Origin of the sequence: Peribacillus folii, assembly GCF_030271255.1 — a bacterium.
In the GTDB taxonomy this organism is placed as follows: Bacteria; Bacillota; Bacilli; order Bacillales; family DSM-1321; genus Peribacillus.
Map to the genome: position 1 here is coordinate 1 of NZ_JASJOM010000015.1, position 22,291 is coordinate 22,291.

Below are 22,291 nucleotides of genomic sequence, written 5' to 3' on the forward strand. Positions count from 1 at the left end.
TTCGCCTAATCTCTCTTAGCGACTTTAATATCTTAACATCTCATCTCCATGCCGTCAACAACTTTTTTTCAAAAGTTTTTTAAGTCTTTTTTAAAAGCTTTTATGTTGCAGCAACTTTTATAATATACCAGCGAATAAATCAATAGTCAATAGGTTTTACGAATAAAATTAGCTTTTAACCATCATCAATAATTTCGCTTCAATAATTTCGCTTTCTCCTTCATGTATGTGTGGCATTCCTCTTCCGCGCTCATCCTTCTCAACAAACCGTAAAGGAGATTATACTTTTCATTCATGGCCCTCTTGATTAAGTGATCAACCCTTTCATCGTGAAAATCGCTGATGATTTCATCCATTTCCTTTTTTAACAGATACACCATTTCCATTTTTTCTTTCTCATTAATCAATAAACCAAGCATGCACGACACCTCCAACAGACATCTTTCCCTAAACAGATGGTTTTTATCAAGCATCCCTAATTTTTTTGCATAACAAAAAACCTTTCGCATAAATTTGAAGACAAGAGTCTTGGACAAGGGGATGGAATTAATGAAATTTTTCATGGTGCTTCAAGCAAAGAACCTCAAATTTTATTCGTTAATTTTACTCAGTGCATTGTTTACCGCATGGTTCTTATTCGTACAAAACATCCTTCATGCACCTGTTTTTTCAACGGAGGATGGACCAAAAGCGGTTTATAAAGGAGAGAAGAATGTTGCGATAACTTTCAATATTGGTTGGGGTGATGAAAAAGCGGTGCCGATAATAGACACTTTAAAAAAAGAAAACATCAAATCGGCAACTTTTTTCCTTTCCGGTTCTTGGGCAGAACGTCATCCTGATATCGTTGCGCAAATCGTAAAAGAAGGATTTGAAATCGGCATGCTTGGTTACGATTATAAGGATTATTCCGAAATGGAGGATCAGGAAATCATTCGCGACATATCTAAAGCCCAGGAAGCATTTAAAAAGCTGAATGTGAAAAATATAGAGCTTTTACGTGCACCAACCGGACATTTTGACAAGCGCCTCTTAAAGATCAGTGATAAGTTTGGATATACCGTGGTCCATTGGAGCATTGATTCAAAAGATTGGACCAATCCAGGTGTAGAACGGATCGTTCAAAATATCAACAAAGCACAAAAGGGAGATATCATTTTATTGCATGCTTCCGACTCGGCAAAGCAAACGAATAAAGCACTCCCCGAGCTGCTGGATGAACTTCGCGAAAAAAATTTGACCTTCGTCAACGTGTCGGAGATGATCTCCAATTCCTCTGCAAGCAGTGAGGAAATCCGCTAGTCAGGTCATGAAGAAGACGGCGTACCATCGGTTTCCTTTAGCCTTCGGCACGCCGTCCCTTTAAAACTTCCAATTGTACGCAACGCTAGCTGCCTTTCCCCAGTTCGCCAGCCTTCATTTCATTGCCTTTAGCTTGAGCTTGCTTCCGGGCTCTTTTTCCTGCCAATTCCTTTTGGGAATGCTCGATCAATTTGCCTAGGACCAATAATTGATAGGCATTGCAAACGAGCAGGGGAAACAACATGAAGTAAAGCCAGCCTTCATCATTGGAATTCAGAACGGGCAACCACTCTAGAACGGTGAATACGACCATGAAAAATAAAGCGGGGATGAACGATTGTCCATTCGTTTGCTTCATTTTGAAAAAAGCGGTAACCAAGGCGGCTGCCAAAACGATTAAGGCTAATACGATATAGGAGCTGATTGCCCCGCCAGATCCGAAATTAAGGTACCTTAAATAGACTAAATCGAATACAACAAAAAGGATGAGCACAATTTGTACGGCATTCCAAAGGTAAGCGCTTTTAAAAATCCCCAAACCGAATCGATGTATCGTTAAATAAGCAAAAAAACCAGCTTGGCTTATGACGCTGAAAATTAATCCAACACCGAATAACCAAATGAAGGTCGAAAGGATGGCCATGACTTCGAAAGAAGAAAAATAAGGCTCAAACTCCCCCCACCGGGCTAAAAAACCTACAACCCCTCCAGTTATACCGCCGATAAGCAATGTCGTAAAAAACAATTTAACTAAATTACGGCTGTTCATTGTTTTCCCCCATATATTTCTATTTCATTTCCTTAATTGTACCAACCATATTTGGAAAAATCCACTTATTCTATGATGGAATAATATCGCCGTTTGGAACCATATTAATTGTAAGAAGGATGAAAGGGGCCCTGCGTATGAAAGTGGGAGTTGCTTTGCTATTTACGTCATTCTTACTCGTTTGTTCCGGTTGTGCTCAAAATGGGGCAGGGCAAGATAAAATGGAGTATGAAGAGACAAAGAAAATGGTCGTTGATATCCTGAAGACAGACGATGGAAAAAAAGCCATCCAGGATATCATTTCCGATGATAAAACAAAAGCTGAACTTATTATGGACTCGGATGTCATTAAGAAGTCCATTGAAGATATGATCACCTCGGATAAAGGCAAGGAGTTTTGGAAAAAGACATTTAAAGATCCTGAATTTGCTTCTGCTTATGCTAAAGCTCTGGAAGATGAACATAAAAAAATATTGAAGGACTTGACGAATGATCCGCAGTACCGCGGCATGCTCATGGACATTTTAAAAGAACCTGATATGGAAAAAGAAATGAATAAATTATTGAAAACGAAGGAAATGCGATCGGTGTACAAAGAATTGATCATAGAAACGATGGATAGTCCACTCGTTCAAGCAAAGCTGCAGGAAAGATTGGATAAAGCAGCTACAAAAGCAGCAGAGAAGGAAACCAAAAACGAAGAAAAAGATAAGAAGGACAAGGAATGAAATCAGGCTGATTCCAGTGGAATCAGCCTGATTTTTTTATTGAAGCTTTTCGATGACTTTTTCGGCTATATCCCCATATATCCTGCCAAGCCTATGATCTGCTGCGTAAATGGATGGAGCGAAGTCCTCTTCATTCCAATCAGGCTGCTGCAGCGGAAGTTGTCCCAAAACCTCTGTCCGCAGTTCTTCGGCAAGCTTCGCACCGCCGCCTTTACCGAATACATATTCTTTTTCTCCAGTCGTTTTGCTTTCAAAGAATGACATATTCTCAATGACTCCAATGACTTCGTGCTCTGTCTTGATCGCCATCGCACCGGCCCTCGCAGCAACGAAGGCTGCAGTTGGATGCGGTGTCGTCACGATGATTTCCTTACACGAAGGCAGCATCGTATGGACGTCGAGAGCAACATCACCGGTACCTGGAGGCAAGTCGAGCACCAAATAGTCCAACTCTCCCCATTCCACTTCATTGAAGAAGCTGTTCAGCATCTTACCGAGCATCGGCCCTCTCCAGATGATTGGCGCATTATCTTCTACAAAGAAGCCCATCGAGATGACTTTAACGCCAAACCGTTCGACGGGGATGATTCTCTCCCCGCGAACGACAGGTCTTTTTGTTATACCCATCATATCAGGTACACTGAAGCCATAGATATCAGCATCAACAAGGCCGACCTTTTTCCCCAAACGAGCAAGTGAAGTAGCGAAATTCACTGAAATCGTCGATTTCCCTACCCCGCCCTTACCGCTGGCAATCGCGATGAATTGTGTCTTGCTGTTAGGACCAAGCAAGCCCTGATCCCCTTCATCCTGCATCATATTTTCACGGTGTTTAGCCAATTCCTCTTCCGAAAGCTCCGTAAAGCGAATTCCTACCGACTCCGCTCCATTCGTTTTCAGCAAGTTCACGACTTCCGTTTGCATTTGCATTTGCTCCGCTGTCCCCGTTTTTGCAATCGCAAGTTTAACGCTTACATGTTTCTTTTCAGGCTTTATCTTGATTTCAATGATCCCGTTCGTTTTTTCAAGGCTTTTATGTAGAAAAGGGTCTGTGAGATCCTTTAGTAAACTCAATACTTTCTCTTCTGTTAACAAGTCGAGCACCCCTTTGAATTCGTTTTATTTTCCCCATTTCAGTATATCATATTACGGAAAGAAAGCTTATCATCTGCCCCCTGTTTCAAGGAACGGCCCATTTGCCCATAGTAAAAAGGCCTTGTACCCTACAAGACCCAAAGATCATTCTTCATCGGTTAGCTTTTCCTCTGTAAAGTAACGTAAAATCCCCATATAAATTGAACTCGCAATTTTTTCCTGATACTTATCACTAATAAGGCGTCCCCTTTCCTCAGCATTGGAAAGAAAGCCTATTTCCACTAGTGCACCCGGTTTCTTCGCATAGTTCATTAAATAAACATGATTGATCGTTTTTGCATCACGCTTTGTATTTTCAAGATTCCGAATGATTTCAGTCTGAATGAATTTAGCCACCTGTTCATTTTCCTCATATCGCTTCGTATAAAAGGTTTGGGCCCCCTTCGACGACGCCGACGGAAAAGAATTCAAATGAATGCTTAAAAATAAGTCCGCTTCTGAGTCATTGATCATCTCAACCCTGCTGCGCAGGTCCTCCTGTTTTCGCTGCCGGATTCCCTTCGTATTTTTTTGAGCTAAATCCTCGTCCTTCTCACGGGTCATGATGACTAAAGCTCCCTGCTCCTGCAGATAGTCGCGGACCTTCATTGAAACGGAAAGGGCAATTTCCTTTTCCATTACATCTTGTACATTCGCTCCGCCATCCATCCCTCCGTGACCGGCATCAAGGACGATCACTTTACCTGCCAGCGGAAGGTTCCAGGAGTCCCATGAATCATCCTCCACAAATTTAAAAGTAACAATTAAAAAAAGGACAAACAATCCCATGGCGATACCAGTATATTTCAGCTTTCTACGCATGACCGTTCTCCTCCCATGATCCCTATACTAAAAAGTATGGGACAAACCATGGATTTAGAACATTTAGTGCAATTTCATTTTATAACGTTTTTCACCAGTCTTGAAGCCATCCTGCCACCACTCCCCGACAAACCCCTCACAGCAATAAAATAAACCCTCGTCGAAGGCGTTATTCGCTGTAACTTCCCGCCAATACAATATAAAGTTGAACAGGGTATCGATCAAAAACTTTTCTTCCTTGACGCATCTCGCCCTTACATCATCCTCCGACTCACCGTAATAGCCGAACTTGCTATAGTTCGCCCCCAATAAAAAGGCTTCGATGGCAACATCAAAGTAGCCTTCCTCCAAAACTTCCATGAAGTCCTGCCCAAAGTAGCGCTGGATCCGCCGCTTCATGTCTTCGATTGAAAGCTCCCTCAGCAACCTGCGCTCGAACTTCAATTGTTTTTCCCTTTGCATCTCCTGCAAACCTAATATCACAGCCATATTTCACCTCCGGGGCCTACCCCATTTCCCAAATTATTTCCCAAGACATAATTTAGTTTTTGCTTTCTTAATGGAACCATTCATTGATTCCATTGGCAAAATTTAAAAAGGATAGGTTCGGCAGGCGTTATTAATGATGAAACATGGAGGGTGCAATTTGATTTGAAAAAGTATTCTTCTTTTAAAAGTAATCAGCACCAATTCAGGTTCTTTGTCAGGATAAATAAAAAGATTTTTCCCCATTATCATTCAACCCCTTACACCCCTTCAACTGCTTTATAGGCAATTGGCTTTCTTGTAGTGCTTATCATTTGCATGAATAAATGGCTTACCATTTGATCTCAGGATAAGGTTTCCATGATTAAATGTCTCACTTTTCAACGCCCCGGGAAAAATCAAGAGCGACACTCAAAGATAAAAGAATTATTTAAACAGTTTGCCAATCATGCCTTAATGACAGCTGCTGATAAAAAGATAATAGGTGCCAGATCAAGTATTTGCCGATTCCAAGCATGTGAAAGCCAGTGCGAATATGCGATTATTTGCGAAGATATTTTTCACGTAAAGAAACGCGATTAAAAAAACAACGGACCCTAAGAGTGGCAACTGTGTGATAGATGGATGTCATCATCAGATACAAAAAACCTATATATGCGAAAAACAAAGAAACGATTGAGCGCATATTCGCGCATGTGAAGCTTTCACTGGCATTAATTTGACGAAGAGTTGGCCGCTGATCGTTAAAAGGTTAAAAATGGCCTAAATATAGTAGCTTGTAGAGCATCAGCTAATCAATATGGGGAAATCAAAGGAGATTTTAAGAGAGAGTACGGAATTTTTATATTCCGTACTCTCTTTTGACTACAAATTGAAGCGCAGCTTTTGAGCTGCGCTATTTTTTTATATTAAATTTAAACGCCTACCCACTCGATAACTTGCTGCTCAGGTTGCTTCCCAAGGATGTTCCTCCCCCCTCGGGTCGCTCATTGCTCATCTTATATTAAAAAAATACCCGAAACCTAGATCAATGGGTAATGAATCATATACCGTTCTTAAGCATTTAGAGCTTAAGATTTTTATGAAATTGCATTTAGCATGTCCATCCATTTTTGATGCACAACCTCATTTGAGTATTTGTTAATCATTTCTTGTCTACCGATAGCCCCCATCTGAGCAGCTACCTCTTTATTTTTCAACAAATACACAATTTTATTTGCTAGATTTTCTTCATCCTCAAGGTCAATTACAAACCCTGAGTTACCATCATTAATAATATCAGATGCACCATAATTAAAGTCGTATGACACAACTGGTGTTTCATTTTCAAGCGATTCTACTGCAGCTAGCGGCAATCCTTCATAGTTAGATGTTAGTAAACTTAGAGTTGCGGATTTTATTTCTTCTTTAATATTACGTGAATATCCTTTAAGAAAAATGTGATCTTGCATCTGATGTTTTATGATACTTTCTTGTAGTTTTTCTAATTCCGTTCCTTTACCAAATATATTTAACTTTGCACTTGGAATTTTATCCACAACCAGATGGAACATTGAAATGGCACGTTCCAAATGCTTTTGTGGTTCTAATCGAGTAACCATAATAATTGTATCATCAGCTTTTTTCCTGGGTTCATGTTCAGTAATTGTAATAGCGTTAGGTATTACGTATATATTGTTATGTTGACCGTATTGCTTTTGAATATCTTGTTTTTGCTTTTCCGTCAGTACAATTAAGGCATCTAGCTTATCGATTCGATTAAAGACAAAATCATACTTCTTTTTAACCTTACTCCCATAAGAGTAAGGTGATTCAAAGTGATTATTGTGAACGAAATAGGCTCTTTTGGCCTTTTTCTTATCAATACCCATTATTTTAGGTCCACTCCCCTGGCCATTTGAAATGAAGAGAGGAAGACGATTACCTATTTTATAAACCTCTGCAAGTTCATTAAGCCAATGTTTATCATGGGCCTTATTTCCAGAAAACTGCAAGATATTTCCTGTTTCTCTTTCAAATAAAAAGACTTCCCCTGGATCGCCTTTCTCGTTATGGTATCGAGTCAAAAAACAGAATCCCATTGAGTTATAGTATGATTCTCTTGCGATATTTTGAGTTCTGACACTAAAATACTGTTTGCGAAGAACAAATTTTTCTTCACTGAATTCCACTCGTTGTACAAGTTCTCTACCACTATTGAAATAATCAATTGCCATAAGACAGCTAATGCCATGATCATAGTATTTTGTTTTTTTTAGTTCGCCGTCTTTAAAATAATGAATTACTTGATTATCATTGGAGCTGATAATATTCGTATAACCATCTTGATCAGTAATAAATTCTTCTTCATAAAATCGAGTGTCTATTAAACCTTCCTTGTTATTTTTTTTAGCGTAGTATTCGAATTTATTAAAATGGTGAACATCAGGATAAACCCGGTTCATTGATTTAAGCTCATTAAAAATTTGCTTATAATGAGGTTGATAATCAAATGTCGTTATAGATACGTCATAGTTTGCATCAGCAAACATCTTGGACTGATTTAATGTAGCGACCGTAACTCCACCTGACTCAGGTGTTATACCATAAGTAACTAAAAAAACTTTGTTTTCAAACATTTATTAAACCTCCATACAATCAATAGTCTAATATTACTTGATACACCGGGGTATCACAAGGAAACTCAATACACCAAAAAGTTTGCCTTGTATGAGGTCCCCCATATGCTTTCTGAACGGTTGATTGCTGTAGCAAATTCCAAACTCGAATATCAACCATCTTTTACAATACCCGGAACAGTTTTAACTTTATTCAAATAAGAACTCAGCACCGTTTACATGACCAAAACCTCGTCAAATAATACTCTTGCTAAATATTTCAAATCCTAAACCTACATTCTTTTTATAACCTTTTATGCCTATCCACACACACCTTTCAAAGTATTTTCTTGTATAAATGCGGACGTGGAAGTTATTCGTATATATTAGACACTATAAATCAACCTACTTTACCGTATCATGATTATACCTTTAGTAGCTAGGAAAGCTCCTTAAAAGTGAAGATAAGCGGAGACACTTTCACACACAAAAACTTTATAATATTTGAGCGGGTAGTAAATATTAAAAATGTACTAGGAGTAGGTGGCGACCAGACTCCGAACCCCGCCGTACGTAACTTTTAAATTATTGGTATACAGGCGGTTCAGTTTAAGTCCGACGCAGTTTTGTAAATCATTTATATTAATTTACAAATCGTTGATGTAACCATAAATTTAAGGTCTTAACCGACCTCCTTGTGGAATTCAATCCTCGATTTTATGAAATAAACCACCTATTATCATCCTTACTTAAAGGAATTTACGGGATCGTTTATCTTCCATTTCCTCTCTAACCTCCCCCCATAAGCTGGTCATGATTCACTTCCCATATCTTGACAGGCTACCAAGTGTACTTGGCTGTCACCAGACTCCCCGGAAAAGGCTGCAATCTTTCCCTTTATCTATTTGCTCCTTTTACTCTGTACACTTTCGACAGCAAGGACTTTCTTAAAGATGTAATTTTCCTGACCTGAAGTTTACCGCGTCCTCCCTACAGATTCCACATCACCGGGGACACTCTTGCATTAAGAAAACCATAATAGATTGCACTCATGCCTAAGGCACGAAAAAAGCGCAGTCCCGATGACTGCACCTCTTATCAAAATCCATTATATCAACGACAGCTCAGGTAGCTTCCAGAGCTTGTACCCTTTATAGCTGTCCTGCTCGTTGCTTTAACCGCCCTGCAAGCGGCACGACGATGATACCGGCCAGGACGACCTGCATAACGTTGCCGGGGATGGAGCCGAAAGGCTGAATCCAGTTACCGTAAAGAATGACTTCGACGAAGTAGTAGCCGACGATTTTAATGATGAGTGCAACGGCCACAGCCAGTGTGTAAACAACGACTTTTTTGCCGGGCACTTTTTCCGCTATGAAGCCAGCTAAAAAGCCCATTGTACCGACAATGACAAAAGTGAATGGCGCCCATGCTGCCCATCCGGAGAAGAGGTCAAAGAGGGCCATTCCGAATGCTCCTGCTATTGCTCCGGTCCTTTTGCCGTAAACGAGTGCCGCTATAAACAGCGGAACGTTACCGAGGTGGATGAGTCCGCCGTTGCCCATTATCGGAAGCTTTATATTGATGAACATAGTAGCTACAAGGGTCAGTGCGATGAAAAGTGCATTGATGACCAGAGTCCTTGTTTTGGTCGTTTCTACCGATGAGTATGTTGAATTCATATGAAGTCCTCTTTCTGTTTTTAAGTATTATCATACTCCTAAATGGAAATTTAATAAATATCAAATCCGATATATTTGCAATGAATTTTAACAGTCTAAATCAAAGAGGGCTTCAGTCTGTATAACCACACAAAGAAAAAACCCTCTCCCGGTAATCGGGAAAGGGCAGAAACGAATTAACGTTTTGAGAACTGAGGTGCACGACGTGCGCCTTTAAGACCGTATTTTTTACGCTCTTTCATACGTGGGTCACGAGTTAGTAAACCAGCAGTTTTAAGAGACGGACGGTATTCCGGATCAACTTGAAGCAATGCACGTGCGATACCGTGACGGATTGCTCCAGCTTGACCAGTGTATCCACCACCATTTACGTTTACTAGAATGTCGTAATTTCCAGTAGTTTCAGTTGCAACTAGTGGTTGGTTAACAACTTCACGTAATGCTGCGAAAGGAATATATTCATTAATGTCACGACCGTTAATAACGATGCGACCTTCGCCTGGTACTAAACGTACACGAGCTACTGAGCTCTTACGGCGACCAGTACCATAATATTGAACTTGTGCCAAGATAGTAACCTCCTTAGTAATTATCCGCGTAATTCGTATACTTCCGGTTGTTGAGCAGCGTGTGGGTGCTCAGCTCCAGCGTATACGTGTAATTTTTTGTAGATTTGACGTCCAAGAGAATTCTTTGGAAGCATACCTTTGATAGCAAGTTCAAGCATTCTCTCAGGGTAGTTTGTACGCATTTCAAGAGCCGTTCTAGTTTTAAGACCGCCTGGATGCATAGTGTGACGGTAATAAATTTTGTCAGTCAATTTTTTACCAGTCAAGTGGATTTTATCAACATTGAATAAAATTACATGATCACCAGTGTCAATGTTCGGTGTAAAAGTTGGTTTATGTTTACCACGTAAAATGGATGCTACTTCAGTAGAAAGGCGACCCAAAGTTTTGCCTTCAGCGTCAATCACATACCATTTACGTTCTACTTCATTAGCTTTCGCCATAAATGTCGTACGCATGGTTAACCTCCTAAAAAACTTTTTAATTTTTTATATTTATTTTCAATCACAATAAACTTCCGGGGCTTATCGTGGGATTAAAATACATACCATATTATATTAACTTCTCCCAGATTCATTGTCAAGGGAATGTTACACTAGGATAAGTTGTCTATAAAACATCCTCTTTGACTCCATGAAAAGGACGAAGCCGCTGCCAATGCAGGTTTCTCACAGTTTCCAGTTGTAACCGAACTGGAATTACAGCAGAAATATTTTATTTGTAAAAAACTTTCCATAAATACAGACCTTGGGCTGGTGCCGTTTTCCCTGCAAAGCTGCGATCTTTTTTGTCCAATATCCCGATAATATCCTGGGGGGCAATCTTACCGCTGCCTACATCCAGGAGTGTCCCAACCAAGATACGGACCATATTGTACAGGAAGCCTTCCCCAATGAAGCGGAAAATCAAATGGCCCTCGCGCTCTTCAAAATCGATTTCCTCTATGGTCCGGACTTTATCGACCACTTCCGTCTTTGCCGAACAAAAGCTCGTGAAGTCATGTGTCCCGACTAAATGGGACATCGCTTCCCTCATTTTCAGCTCATCCAAAGGAAAGGGAAAATGGTAGGCATAGTTCCGCTTAAACGGATCCCGCAGTTTGGAGCGGTCTATGATGTATCGGTATTCTTTACCCGTCGTATGGAACCTCGCATGAAATTCGTCAGGAACGATATCGACTTCAAGAACGACGATATCGTTCGGGAGCAGGGCGCTGAACGCCTTTACCCAATTTTCAGTAGGGAACGTAAGGGGTGAATCAAAATGAATGACCTGCCCCTTAGCATGGACCCCTGAATCTGTCCTGCCTGAAGCAATCACTTTTATCATTGCGCCTTTGTGCATTTGCGATAGGACGGCCTCGAATTCGCTTTGAATCGTGCGCTTCTCAGGCTGTACCTGATAGCCGGCGAACTCCGTCCCGTCATACGCTAGCACGCATTTATATTTTGGCATTGCACTCTTCCTTATTATGAACGTAATAAAACCAACATAACCGTAAGAAGTCCTAGTGAGACCATCAATAGGCTGTCACTTGTCTTCCAATTCAATTGGCGGTATTTCGTGCGTCCTTCCCCGCCGCGGTATCCTCTGGACTCCATGGCGGTTGCCAATTCCTCAGCGCGTTTGAACGAACTGACGAATAAAGGAACAAGCAGCGGTACAATCGATTTAACCCTCTCCTTAATTGGACCTGAAGAAAAATCGACCCCCCTTGCCGTTTGGGCCTTCATGATTTTTTCCGTCTCCTCCATCAGCGTCGGGATGAAGCGAAGGGCAATGGACATCATCAATGCCAGCTCATGAACCGGCATTTTCCATTTTTTCAGTGGCCCCAACAGCTCCTCCATCCCATCAGTGATCGATATCGGGGTAGTCGTCAACGTTAATAATGACGTAACAAGGATCAGTAAAGTAAATCTAATCGAGATGAACAAACCTTGAATCAAACCGCCTTCATAGATTTCAAACCACCCGTATCCAAATAGCAATTCTCCTTCTTTCGTAAACAGGATATGGAGCAGAAAGGTGAATACGATCAAGAAAAAGATCGGCTTCAGTCCATTGTACAGATAACGGAGCGGAATTTTCGAAATGCTGATCATTAGGATGGTGAATATCGCAAGCAAGCCATAAGAAAAGAAATTATTCGCCAAAAACACGACACAAACAAATAAGAAGACGAGGAGCAATTTAGCCCGGGGATCCATCCTGTGCATCAGGGAATTGGCAGGGACATAACGCCCGATGATCATTTTATCAAGCATCAGCGATTCCCCCGTTTCATGGCTTTATCTATCTCAATCGCGAGATCGCCAATATTAAGGCAAGGATGATCGAAGCGGACCCCGAGTTCCTTCTGAAGCTTAAGCTGAAAACGGACGGTATCCGGAACATCCAGGCCAAGCTCAAGTAATTGCTCCGGGTCCGAGAAGATTTCCTGCGGAGTTCCTTTTTTGAAAACTGTGCCCTGGTGCATGATGATGATGTCATCTGCATACTTGGCGGCATCCTCCATGCTATGTGTGACGAGAATGGTCGAGATGCCCCTCAATTTATGAAGATCATAAAACATGTCCATAATTTCTTTGCGTCCTCGCGGATCTAATCCGGCAGTAGGCTCATCAAGCACCAATACCTCCGGCTCCATCGCAAGTACACCTGCTATGGCCACCCGGCGCATTTGCCCCCCGGATAAGTCAAAGGGTGATTTATCAAGGATTTCCTCACTCAAGCCCACCTGGGCAATGGCCTTCCTTGCCAGTTTTTTCGCATCGTTTTCGGATACGCCAAAATTCATCGGCCCGAAGCATATATCTTTTTCCACCGTTTCATCGAATAGCTGATGTTCCGGAAACTGAAAAACGATTCCAACCTTTTGTCTGATCGGCCGCAATGCCTTTTCTTTCCTTCCGGCCTCAATCGTGCGGTCCCCGATCAGCACCCGCCCCTTCGTCGGTTTCAAGAGGGCATTCAAGTGCTGAAGAAGGGTCGATTTACCGGACCCTGTATGCCCGATGATTGCGGTATAGGTACCCTGCTCCATGGAAATATTGACATCATGAAGGGCCAGATGTTCAAAAGGAGTATTCACCTGATAGCGGTATTCTACATCATCGAGTGTAATTCGCATAAATCCTTCACCAACTCTTCCTCTGTCAAATGCCCATCAACCACACGAACACCATTCTTTTGCAACTCTTTCGTCAGCTTCACTGAAAAAGGGATATCCAGACCAAGGGCAATCAGTTCTTCTTCTAATTCAAATATATCCTGAGGTGTTCCTTCACGATATAAGCGGCCTTGGTTCATGACTATCATTCGATCAGCTTTGGCAGCTTCTTCAAGATCATGGGTGATTGATATGACGGTAATTTCATTTTCCTGCTTTAATTCCCTAACGGTTTCAAGCACTTCTTCACGGCCTCTTGGGTCAAGCATGGAGGTTGCTTCATCTAAGATGATGATATCTGGCTGCAGGGCTATAACACCTGCTATGGCCACTCTTTGCTTCTGACCGCCGGATAGATGGTGCGGCTCTTGATTAAGAAAGGCATTCATTTTAACCTTAGTTAACGCACCATGAACACGCTCCACCATAACCTGCTGAGAAACACCGGCGTTTTCTAAACCAAAAGCCACATCATCCTGAACTGTCGTGCCTACAAATTGATTATCTGGATTTTGAAAAACCATGCCGATTTTCCGGCGTACATCCCAGACGGACTCATCCGTCAAAAGCTGATCATTGATTGTTATCGTACCAGAGTTAGCAAACTGAAGGCCATTCAGTAATTTCGCTAATGTTGACTTGCCGGAACCGTTGTGTCCGACAATCGCAAGCCACTCCCCATGATGAATATCAAATGAAACATCATCCAAGGCATTTCGAGAATGACCGTCATATTTAAAAATGATATTACGTAAAGAAACCAGCTTCTTCCTCATGTGGCCCTCCTCATACTCGACTGCACTCATCTAAACTAAACTCTGCAATTTCAACAGTAACAGGCGTTGACAAAAGCAGTCATTTCTTCTGAAAATATAAAAAAACGCTGCACCCCTTCCACCGAAAGAATTTTCGGTAAATTAAGAGCAGCTTATTGCGGGCCTGTTACGAAAACAGGTTTTCTTATAATCGCTTTTCAAAAGCGGGAAGGGATGCTTGAGCTAGACGTGAAGGCTCCCTTCATCAAAGGTTCCGCCAGCCATCGTAACACTCAATGCGAATTTCTAAAAAACAGAATTTCTATTATAAATAAAGAAAAAGGGCATAGAACAAGTGAGTATATTCATTTGTCCCGCCCTTTTTCATCGTTGTTATTAAACTAATTCAATAACCACGACTGGTGCACCGTCACCGCGGCGTGGACCAACTTTCATGATACGAGTGTATCCACCTTGACGTTCTTCATAACGTGGAGCAACGTCACTGAATAGTTTTTGAAGGGCATCCGTGCCTTTCTCAGCGTCAGCGATTTCGTTACGGATGAATGCTGCAGCTTGACGGCGTGCATGCAAGTCACCACGTTTACCAAGAGTGATCATTTTATCTACTACAGAACGTAATTCCTTTGCACGTGCTTCAGTAGTTTCAATGCGCTCATGGATAATAAGATCCGTAGCTAAATCACGAAGTAATGCTTTACGTTGTGCGCTAGTGCGTCCTAACTTTCTGTAACCCATTAGAGATTCCCTCCTTTGTTGAAGTTCTATATTGTGTGTCTAAAACAAGGCTCACAACATAATGGATGATTCCGCCATGTTATCAGTCGTCTTTACGAAGACCTAAGCCTAATTCCTCTAGCTTCGCTTTCACTTCTTCAAGTGATTTGCGGCCTAGATTACGTACTTTCATCATATCTTCTTCCGTCTTATGAGCAAGCTCTTGAACGGTATTGATTCCAGCACGCTTCAAGCAGTTGTAAGAACGAACAGAAAGGTCTAATTCTTCGATGGTCATCTCAAGAACTTTTTCTTTTTGATCTTCTTCTTTTTCAACCATAATTTCAGCATTTTGAGCTTCATCGGTTAAACCGACAAAAATGTTCAGATGCTCTGTTAAAATCTTAGCTCCAAGTGCTACCGCTTCTTGCGGACCAGTACTGCCATCAGTCCAGACATCGAACGTTAACTTGTCAAAGTTAGACAACTGTCCTACACGTGTATTTTCAACTTGGAAAGATACTCGTGAAACCGGAGTGTAAAGAGCATCGATTGGAATGACACCAATTGGCTGATCTTCTCTCTTGTTTTGAACAGCAGGAGTGTAGCCGCGGCCGCGACGTGCAGATAAACGCATACGCATATGACCGTTTTTACCAATTGTAGCAATATATAAATCCGGATTAAGAATTTCTACATCACTATCATGAGTGATATCAGCAGCCGTGATGACTCCGTCACCTTGAACGTCAATTTCCAGCGTCTTCTCTTCATCAGAGTAAATCTTAAGAGCCAGTTTCTTCACATTAAGAATGATAGATGTTACATCTTCCACGACGCCTTCAATTGTTGAGAACTCATGTAGCACTCCATCAATTTGTATAGCTGTGACAGCAGCACCTGGGAGTGAGGATAAAAGGATACGACGTAAGGAGTTACCCAATGTAGTACCATACCCACGCTCTAGTGGCTCTACGACGAATTTACCGAATTTGGTATCGTCGTTGATTTCAACCGTTTCGATTTTTGGTTTTTCTATTTCGATCATCAATAAACCCTCCTTCAAAACGTCAAAACCCCGGCAAGCAAACTATGTCACTTAAGCCGAAATTCCCCATGTATACGTTCCCGCTGTGCGCAACAACTGAAAATTAATCTTCTGTAAGAACGCAAACTCAGTATTATATCCCATTATTGACAGGAATACAAAATCTATACAGAAAAATTAAACACGGCGACGTTTTGGTGGACGGCATCCGTTATGTGGAACTGGAGTTACATCTTTAATTGCAGTTACTTCTAGGCCAGCAGCTTGAAGTGCACGAATGGCAGCCTCACGTCCAGCACCAGGTCCTTTAACTGTAACTTCAAGAGTTTTCATACCATGTTCAATCGATGTTTTAGCAGCTGTTTCAGCAGCCATTTGTGCAGCGAAAGGAGTGGATTTACGAGATCCGCGGAATCCAAGAGCCCCAGCACTTGACCATGAAATAGCATTACCATGAGAGTCAGTGATCGTAACGATAGTGTTATTGAAAGTTGAACGAATATGTGCAATACCAGTTTCTATATTCTTTTTCACACGACGTTTACGTGTATTAGTTTTACGTGCCATGAAAAGTAACCTCCTTTACTAATTATTTTTTCTTGTTAGCTACTGTACGACGAGGTCCTTTACGCGTACGAGCATTGTTTTTTGTGTTTTGACCGCGAACAGGAAGACCACGACGGTGACGTAAACCACGGTATGAACCGATTTCCATTAAACGTTTGATGTTTAGGGAAATTTCACGACGAAGGTCGCCTTCTACTTTAAGCTTGTCAATGATATCACGAATTTTATTCAATTCGTCTTCCGTTAAGTCACGAACGCGAGTTTCTTCAGAAACGCCTGCTTCTGCAAGAACTTTCATCGCTGTTTGTTTTCCAATACCATATATATATGTTAATGAGATAACAATACGTTTGTCACGGGGAATATCTACTCCAGCAATACGTGCCATGCTTGAGTGCACCTCCTTCTATTTAGCCTTGTTTTTGTTTATGTTTAGGGTTTTCGCAAATAACCATAACTTTACCTTTTCTGCGGATAACTTTACACTTTTCGCAGATTGGTTTGACTGATGGTCTGACTTTCATTGCTATCTAACCTCCTTATACAGATCGGAGCGTAACCGGAATTATTTGAACCGGTATGTGATTCTGCCGCGAGTTAGATCATACGGGGAAAGCTCAACCGTAACTTTATCTCCAGGCAAAATGCGAATAAAGTGCATACGAATTTTACCGGATACATGAGCTAAAACAGTATGACCATTTTCTAATTCTACCTTAAACATTGCATTTGGCAAAGTCTCTTGTACTGTGCCTTCTACTTCAATTACATCATCTTTCGCCATTAAAGTGATTCTCCCTTCTCTATGCGTGGACCTATAAAAGGTACACATCTTTCCGTCAACATTACTACAGTCCAATCATCCTCATAAGTCATACAATTCTGCATCAAGTATTCACCATTTTGTAGAACCAGGCTTTAACTGAGGACCTTTATCAGTTGGACCGAAATGAGGGGTTTAAGGTCCTCATGTAAGTCTTGACCGATTCCGTGACCGACATACTCTCGAAATGAGAAGCAATTGGTCTCGACATAGGTTTGAATAGCATGGGAGATGTTTGAAAGGCGCACGCCTGACATAGCTTCTTTCAACTCTCTATATCACGACTCTTTTGGAATCCCAATAGAGTCACTGCATTTCTTCATCAATTTTGCCGACCGGATATGTCCGTGAAGATCACTTAGAAAGTAATCGCCCAATTCAGGGAATACCAAGTACAAGAACCTGATTAATAAATGTGCGAATGCTCGCGAAATCCATTATACCCTTTGTAATAAAGGATTGCACCAAGTTTAAATAGTAAGTTGTAAAAATGGTATGAAATTCATAAATTAATCCAGACGATTAATTTTGCAAAGCACCAAGTAACACATCAATGTTTTCAAATACCTTATTAATATCTTGCTGTCCGTTAATGTTGACTAAGTACCCTTTTTCTCCATAGAAGTCAAGAAGTGGCTTAGTTTGCTTCAAATTCACATCCAAGCGATTTTGAACCGTTGCTTCATTATCGTCGGCACGTTGATATAATTCTCCGCCGCAGCGGTCGCATACGTCATCTTTGGCTGGTGGATTGAAAACCAGGTGGTATGTCGCACCACAAGACTTGCAAATACGACGTCCTGTCAATCTTTCCATCAAGATGCTTTTATCCACATCGATATTAATGACAAAATTCATTTTGCGATCCAAATCAGTAAGGATGCCTTCAAGCGCCTCTGCTTGTGCCACGGTACGTGGGAAGCCATCAAGCAAAAATCCCTTTAGGCAGTCCTCCTTGCTTAAACGCTCACGTACGATGCCAATGGTAACTTCATCAGGTACCAATTCGCCTTTGTCCATGAATGCTTTCGCCTTCAGACCAAGTTCTGTTCCATCTTTTATAGCTGTTCGGAACATATCTCCAGTAGAGATATGAGGGATATTATATTTTTCTACGATTTGTTCAGCTTGAGTGCCCTTACCAGCACCCGGCAGACCCATTAAAACTAGATTCAAAATTTTCTTCCCCCTCAAACTCTATAATGGGTAAAGGGAACAAGGTGTTCCCAAAACTCATTACTTTATAAAGCCTTTGTAGTGTCTCTTCACAAGCTGTGATTCCAGCTGCTTCATCGTATCAAGGGCAACCCCGACAACGATCAGCAAGCTTGTGCCGCCAATCTGTGCAGATTGAGGCAAATCAGCAATCTTAATGAAAACTACCGGCAAAACGGCAATGGCGGCTAAAAAGATAGAGCCAACAAACGTTAAGCGGTATAAAACACGTGTTAAATATTCCTGTGTACTCTTACCAGGACGAATCCCAGGCACATAGCCACCTTGCTTTTTCAAATTCTCAGCCATTTGTTCAGGATTGACCTGAATGAATGCATAAAAATACGCAAAAGCAATGATAAGAGCAACATATATGACCATTCCGATAGGATGGGTATATGTTAAATTTTCTGTAATCCAGCTAGTCACGCTGTTCTTTCCAAAGAAAGAGGCGATTGTAGTTGGAGTGATCAGAAATGCCATCGCAAAGATTACCGGAATAACCCCCGCAGCATTGACTTTCAATGGTAAATGAGTAGACTGGCCACCCATTTGAGTACGACCTGCCGCAGCACGTTTTGCATACTGTATAGGGATTTTACGTAAGGCCTGCTGGATGAAGATGACAGCGACCACGATTGCTAATACTGCTAAAACAATAAGGACAATCGAAATGATTCGTAAGAATAATTGGTCTCCCGCATTTTCAAATTGCTGTGCGTAGATCTGGTTTGCCGTGTTCGGCAGACTAGCCACGATACCAGCAAAGATGATGATGGAGATCCCATTACCCACGCCCTTAGCAGTGATCAGCTCCCCTAACCACAAAAGAAAAGCTGTTCCTGCCGTCAAGACAGTTGCAATGAGCAAGTATGTTGCAATTCCAGGGTTTTCAATCAACTGGCCACTTGACATATTATTGAACCCGTAAGACATACCCAAAGCTTGGATGAACCCTAGGATAATAGTGAAGTAACGAGTGAATTGAGCTAATTTACGACGCCCTGCTTCACCTTGCTTAGACCATTCAGCGAACTTAGGAACAACGTCCATTTGTAACAGCTGAACGATGATGGATGCCGTGATGTATGGCATGATCCCCATCGCTAGGATTGAAAAGTTTTGCAGTGCACCGCCGCCAAAGGTATTTAAAAGACCGATGACGCTTAGCTGGTCCTGTTGAGCAAGAAAATCGGCATTCACATGCGGTACAGGTATAAATGTACCGATGCGATAGACGATTAACATGAGAAGGGTAAAAATAATCTTGTTCCTTATTTCACCCACGCGCATAAAATTGGAGATCGTGCGAAACATTAGATCACCTCTGTTTTACCGCCAGCAGCTTCGATAGCTTCTTTTGCAGTAGAAGAGAATTTGTGAGCTTTAACAGTAAGCTTTTTCTCAATGCTTCCTTTGGCAAGAATTTTGATTCCTGCTTTTTCTTTACTTACAACTCCAGACTCAAGTAAAAGAGCTGGTGTTACTTCAGTACCGTCTTCGAAAAGATTTAACGTATCAAGATTCACGATAGCGTAGTCTTTACGGTTAACGTTAGTAAATCCACGTTTAGGCAAACGTCTGAATAGAGGAGTTTGACCCCCTTCAAATCCAAGGCGTACACCGCCGCCGGAGCGAGCGTTTTGACCTTTGTGTCCTTTACCTGCTGTTTTACCGTTACCAGATCCAATACCGCGACCTTTACGTTTACGTTCTTTACGAGAACCTTCTGCAGCTTTTAACTCATGAAGTTTCATGTTGGCACCTCCTTGTTAAGATAAAAATTATTTTATTGTTCTTTTACAGTAACAAGATGAGCAACTTTGGTAATCATACCGCGGATCGCAGGGTTATCTTCTTGAATAACCGTTTGATGCATTTTGCGTAAACCCAAAGTGTTGACTGTAACACGTTGATCTTCAGGACGACCAATCAAGCTGCGAGTGAGGGTAATTTCTAATTTATTAGCCATAATTCGATTTCCCTCCTTATCCTAACAGTTCTTGTACTGATTTTCCACGTAACTTAGCTACGTCTTCAGCACGTTTCAATTGCTTCAATCCTTCGATTGTTGCGCGAACCATATTGATAGGTGTATTAGTACCCAATGATTTAGACAAGATATCGCTAACTCCGCCTAATTCAAGTACCGCACGAACAGGACCACCAGCAATTACTCCTGTACCTTCAGAAGCTGGTTTCAAAAGAATGTGACCTGCGCCATAGCGACCGTTCACAAGGTGAGGAATTGTAGTTCCAACCATTGGTACAGTAATTAGATTTTTCTTAGCATCCTCAATAGCTTTACGGATTGCATCCGGAACTTCTTGAGCTTTACCAGTACCAAATCCAACATGACCATTTTTATCACCAACAACAACTAGTGCAGTGAAACGGAAACGACGCCCGCCTTTAACAACTTTAGCTACACGATTTACTGTAACTACGCGTTCTTCAAGTTCTAATTTATTAGGATCAATGCTACGCATCTGTTATGTCCCTCCTTATCCATTAAAATTCTAAGCCGTTTTCACGAGCAGCGTCAGCCAATGCTTTAACACGACCATGGAAGAGGTAACCGCCGCGGTCAAATACCACAGCTTTGTAACCTTTTTCAACAGCACGTTTCGCAATAAGTTCGCCAACTTTTTGAGCTGCTTCAGCATTGCTACTAGCTTCGATACCGATCTCTTTATCAAGAGTTGAAGCACTTGCCAATGTTACGCCTTTTGCATCGTCAATTAATTGTGCGTAAATGTGTTTGTTTGAACGAAACACATTTAAACGAGGACGAGCTTCTGTTCCAGAAAGCTTAGCACGTACACGCGCATGTCTTTTCTGACGAGTAGCATTTTTATCAAGCTTCGTAATCATTTACGTCACTCCTTTCGTTTACTTATGCGGCATTACTTACCAGTTTTACCTTCTTTACGGCGAACGAATTCACCTTGGTAACGAATCCCTTTGCCTTTATACGGCTCAGGTGGGCGTACATCACGGATATTAGCTGCAAGAGCTCCTACACGTTCTTTGTTAGCGCCTCTTACGATTACTTTTGTATTAGAAGGAACTTCGACTTCAACGCCAGCTTCTGGCTCTATTTCTACAGGGTGTGAGTATCCTACGTTAAGGATAAGCTTAGTACCTTGCTTTTGTGCACGGTAACCGACCCCAATAAGTTCAAGTGATTTCTCAAATCCTTTAGATACACCTTCAACCATGTTAAAGAGAAGTGCGCGAGTAGTACCGTGTAAAGAACGGTGTGTCTTCTCATCGGACGGACGTGTAACAGTTAACACGTTCTCTTCAACAGCGATTGATAGGTCAGGACTGAATGATCTAGTTAATTCACCTTTAGGACCTTTAACAGTCACTTCACTTCCGTTAATAGTAACCGTTACGCCTGCAGGGATTTCAATAGGCTTTTTACCTATACGAGACATAATGTGCACCTCCATTCTTGTGAAAATGTATTACCAAACGTATGCTAAAACTTCTCCGCCAACTTGTTTAGAGCGAGCTTCCTTGTCTGTTAAAACTCCGTGAGAAGTAGAAACAATTGCGATACCTAAACCGTTTAGAACGCGTGGTACCTCTCCTGTTTTTGCATATACACGCAAACCAGGTTTGCTGATACGTTTCAGACCAGTGATAACACGTTCGTTGTTTGCACCGTATTTTAAGAAGATACGGATGATACCTTGTTTGTTGTCTTCGATTAATTCAAAGTCACGTACGAAGCCTTCACGCTTTAAGATCTCAGCGATTTCCTTTTTGATCTTTGAAGCAGGAACTTCTAGTTTTTCGTGACGAACCATATTCGCATTACGGATGCGAGTAAGCATATCTGCAATAGGATCTGTCATGACCATTTTATTTTACCT

Annotated in this window: 31 protein-coding genes; 3 read left to right on the forward strand and 28 right to left on the reverse strand. The window is 41.5% G+C overall.

From position 1 onward, the window contains the following. Positions 1-185: 185 nt before the first annotated feature. Complete coding sequence (locus QNI08_RS19995; RefSeq protein ID WP_285769139.1) at positions 186-419, reverse strand: hypothetical protein; 234 nt, start codon at positions 417-419, stop codon at positions 186-188. A 130-nt stretch (positions 420-549) separates the two neighbouring features. Here QNI08_RS19995 and pdaB point away from each other — a divergent pair, with 130 nt between their 5' ends. Beyond that, positions 550-1,302: a polysaccharide deacetylase family sporulation protein PdaB gene (gene pdaB, locus QNI08_RS20000; protein WP_285769140.1), complete on the forward strand. Its 753-nt coding sequence runs from the start codon at positions 550-552 to the stop codon at positions 1,300-1,302. Between the two features lie 85 nt (positions 1,303-1,387). Here pdaB and QNI08_RS20005 read toward each other — a convergent pair whose 3' ends face one another. Next, entirely contained in the window at positions 1,388-2,071 is a 684-nt protein-coding gene (locus QNI08_RS20005; RefSeq protein ID WP_285769141.1) for a KinB-signaling pathway activation protein, read from the reverse strand. Between the two features lie 137 nt (positions 2,072-2,208). Here QNI08_RS20005 and gerD point away from each other — a divergent pair, with 137 nt between their 5' ends. Continuing rightward, a complete protein-coding gene (gene gerD / locus QNI08_RS20010) occupies positions 2,209-2,799 on the forward strand; it encodes a spore germination lipoprotein GerD (RefSeq protein ID WP_285769142.1) in 591 nt (196 codons plus the stop codon). A 36-nt stretch (positions 2,800-2,835) separates the two neighbouring features. Here gerD and QNI08_RS20015 read toward each other — a convergent pair whose 3' ends face one another. The 11 genes from QNI08_RS20015 to QNI08_RS20065 all read right to left on the reverse strand — a co-directional run bounded on the left by QNI08_RS20015 (position 2,836) and on the right by QNI08_RS20065 (position 14,037). After that, positions 2,836-3,894, reverse strand: a complete 1,059-nt coding sequence (locus QNI08_RS20015; protein ID WP_285769143.1) for an Mrp/NBP35 family ATP-binding protein — start codon at positions 3,892-3,894, stop codon at positions 2,836-2,838. Positions 3,895-4,038: 144 nt separating this feature from the next. Further along, on the reverse strand, positions 4,039-4,755 hold the full coding sequence (gene cwlD, locus QNI08_RS20020) for an N-acetylmuramoyl-L-alanine amidase CwlD (RefSeq protein WP_285769144.1): 717 nt from the start codon (positions 4,753-4,755) through the stop codon (positions 4,039-4,041). A 63-nt stretch (positions 4,756-4,818) separates the two neighbouring features. Next, complete coding sequence (locus QNI08_RS20025; protein WP_285769145.1) at positions 4,819-5,244, reverse strand: DUF2521 family protein; 426 nt, start codon at positions 5,242-5,244, stop codon at positions 4,819-4,821. 1,076 nt (positions 5,245-6,320) lie between these two features. Next, positions 6,321-7,859 carry a glycosyltransferase gene (locus QNI08_RS20030; RefSeq protein WP_285769146.1) on the reverse strand — a complete coding sequence of 513 codons (1,539 nt, stop codon included), beginning with the start codon at positions 7,857-7,859 and terminating at the stop codon, positions 6,321-6,323. 1,130 nt (positions 7,860-8,989) lie between these two features. After that, complete coding sequence (locus QNI08_RS20035; protein ID WP_285769147.1) at positions 8,990-9,520, reverse strand: ECF transporter S component; 531 nt, start codon at positions 9,518-9,520, stop codon at positions 8,990-8,992. A gap of 176 nt (positions 9,521-9,696) precedes the next feature. Continuing rightward, entirely contained in the window at positions 9,697-10,089 is a 393-nt protein-coding gene (gene rpsI, locus QNI08_RS20040) for a 30S ribosomal protein S9 (protein ID WP_285769148.1), read from the reverse strand. Between the two features lie 20 nt (positions 10,090-10,109). Continuing rightward, the gene (gene rplM, locus QNI08_RS20045) at positions 10,110-10,547 is read right to left on the reverse strand and encodes a 50S ribosomal protein L13 (RefSeq protein WP_285769149.1); all 438 of its coding nucleotides are present in this window, start codon (positions 10,545-10,547) and stop codon (positions 10,110-10,112) included. A 256-nt stretch (positions 10,548-10,803) separates the two neighbouring features. Next, the gene (truA, locus tag QNI08_RS20050) at positions 10,804-11,544 is read right to left on the reverse strand and encodes a tRNA pseudouridine(38-40) synthase TruA (RefSeq protein WP_285769150.1); all 741 of its coding nucleotides are present in this window, start codon (positions 11,542-11,544) and stop codon (positions 10,804-10,806) included. A gap of 14 nt (positions 11,545-11,558) precedes the next feature. After that, positions 11,559-12,356, reverse strand: coding sequence for an energy-coupling factor transporter transmembrane component T family protein (locus tag QNI08_RS20055; protein WP_285769151.1), 798 nt, complete (start codon positions 12,354-12,356; stop codon positions 11,559-11,561). Continuing rightward, positions 12,356-13,222, reverse strand: a complete 867-nt coding sequence (locus QNI08_RS20060) for an energy-coupling factor ABC transporter ATP-binding protein (RefSeq protein WP_285769152.1) — start codon at positions 13,220-13,222, stop codon at positions 12,356-12,358. The genes QNI08_RS20055 and QNI08_RS20060 overlap by 1 nt, the downstream gene beginning before the upstream one ends. Beyond that, positions 13,198-14,037 (reverse strand): energy-coupling factor ABC transporter ATP-binding protein, encoded by an 840-nt coding sequence (locus QNI08_RS20065; protein ID WP_285769153.1) that lies wholly within the window; start codon positions 14,035-14,037, stop codon positions 13,198-13,200. The genes QNI08_RS20060 and QNI08_RS20065 overlap by 25 nt, the downstream gene beginning before the upstream one ends. Positions 14,038-14,103: 66 nt before the next feature. Here QNI08_RS20065 and QNI08_RS20070 point away from each other — a divergent pair, with 66 nt between their 5' ends. Next, entirely contained in the window at positions 14,104-14,421 is a 318-nt protein-coding gene (locus QNI08_RS20070) for a hypothetical protein (RefSeq protein WP_285769154.1), read from the forward strand. Here the strand turns inward: QNI08_RS20070 and rplQ are convergent. The 15 genes from rplQ to rpsH form a co-directional block, all read right to left on the reverse strand. Continuing rightward, positions 14,413-14,775 carry a 50S ribosomal protein L17 gene (rplQ, locus tag QNI08_RS20075; RefSeq protein WP_057915229.1) on the reverse strand — a complete coding sequence of 121 codons (363 nt, stop codon included), beginning with the start codon at positions 14,773-14,775 and terminating at the stop codon, positions 14,413-14,415. The two genes, QNI08_RS20070 and rplQ, sit on opposite strands and share 9 nt — an antisense overlap. Positions 14,776-14,857: 82 nt before the next feature. After that, positions 14,858-15,802: a DNA-directed RNA polymerase subunit alpha gene (locus tag QNI08_RS20080; protein WP_053349049.1), complete on the reverse strand. Its 945-nt coding sequence runs from the start codon at positions 15,800-15,802 to the stop codon at positions 14,858-14,860. 177 nt (positions 15,803-15,979) lie between these two features. After that, positions 15,980-16,369, reverse strand: a complete 390-nt coding sequence (rpsK, locus tag QNI08_RS20085; RefSeq protein WP_028390438.1) for a 30S ribosomal protein S11 — start codon at positions 16,367-16,369, stop codon at positions 15,980-15,982. A 22-nt stretch (positions 16,370-16,391) separates the two neighbouring features. Further along, positions 16,392-16,757, reverse strand: coding sequence for a 30S ribosomal protein S13 (gene rpsM, locus QNI08_RS20090; RefSeq protein ID WP_057915228.1), 366 nt, complete (start codon positions 16,755-16,757; stop codon positions 16,392-16,394). A gap of 22 nt (positions 16,758-16,779) precedes the next feature. Beyond that, the gene (rpmJ, locus tag QNI08_RS20095; RefSeq protein WP_003156543.1) at positions 16,780-16,893 is read right to left on the reverse strand and encodes a 50S ribosomal protein L36; all 114 of its coding nucleotides are present in this window, start codon (positions 16,891-16,893) and stop codon (positions 16,780-16,782) included. A gap of 41 nt (positions 16,894-16,934) precedes the next feature. Next, positions 16,935-17,153 (reverse strand): translation initiation factor IF-1, encoded by a 219-nt coding sequence (gene infA / locus QNI08_RS20100; RefSeq protein WP_028390440.1) that lies wholly within the window; start codon positions 17,151-17,153, stop codon positions 16,935-16,937. Positions 17,154-17,287: 134 nt separating this feature from the next. Continuing rightward, on the reverse strand, positions 17,288-17,449 hold the full coding sequence (locus QNI08_RS22615) for a M24 family metallopeptidase (RefSeq protein ID WP_483313800.1): 162 nt from the start codon (positions 17,447-17,449) through the stop codon (positions 17,288-17,290). Between the two features lie 265 nt (positions 17,450-17,714). After that, positions 17,715-18,368, reverse strand: a complete 654-nt coding sequence (locus tag QNI08_RS20110; protein ID WP_285769155.1) for an adenylate kinase — start codon at positions 18,366-18,368, stop codon at positions 17,715-17,717. Between the two features lie 60 nt (positions 18,369-18,428). Further along, the gene (gene secY, locus QNI08_RS20115; RefSeq protein WP_285769156.1) at positions 18,429-19,724 is read right to left on the reverse strand and encodes a preprotein translocase subunit SecY; all 1,296 of its coding nucleotides are present in this window, start codon (positions 19,722-19,724) and stop codon (positions 18,429-18,431) included. Beyond that, complete coding sequence (gene rplO / locus QNI08_RS20120) at positions 19,724-20,164, reverse strand: 50S ribosomal protein L15 (RefSeq protein WP_285769157.1); 441 nt, start codon at positions 20,162-20,164, stop codon at positions 19,724-19,726. Before rplO ends, secY begins: the two co-directional genes overlap by 1 nt. 32 nt (positions 20,165-20,196) lie before the next feature. Further along, positions 20,197-20,379, reverse strand: a complete 183-nt coding sequence (rpmD, locus tag QNI08_RS20125; RefSeq protein WP_076372857.1) for a 50S ribosomal protein L30 — start codon at positions 20,377-20,379, stop codon at positions 20,197-20,199. Positions 20,380-20,395: 16 nt separating this feature from the next. After that, positions 20,396-20,896, reverse strand: coding sequence for a 30S ribosomal protein S5 (gene rpsE / locus QNI08_RS20130; RefSeq protein WP_034304987.1), 501 nt, complete (start codon positions 20,894-20,896; stop codon positions 20,396-20,398). 22 nt (positions 20,897-20,918) lie between these two features. Next, positions 20,919-21,281: a 50S ribosomal protein L18 gene (gene rplR, locus QNI08_RS20135; protein WP_285769158.1), complete on the reverse strand. Its 363-nt coding sequence runs from the start codon at positions 21,279-21,281 to the stop codon at positions 20,919-20,921. A gap of 32 nt (positions 21,282-21,313) precedes the next feature. Continuing rightward, positions 21,314-21,850: a 50S ribosomal protein L6 gene (gene rplF / locus QNI08_RS20140; RefSeq protein WP_285769159.1), complete on the reverse strand. Its 537-nt coding sequence runs from the start codon at positions 21,848-21,850 to the stop codon at positions 21,314-21,316. A 30-nt stretch (positions 21,851-21,880) separates the two neighbouring features. Further along, positions 21,881-22,279, reverse strand: a complete 399-nt coding sequence (gene rpsH, locus QNI08_RS20145; protein WP_285769160.1) for a 30S ribosomal protein S8 — start codon at positions 22,277-22,279, stop codon at positions 21,881-21,883. Between the last annotated feature and the right edge of the window lie 12 nt (positions 22,280-22,291).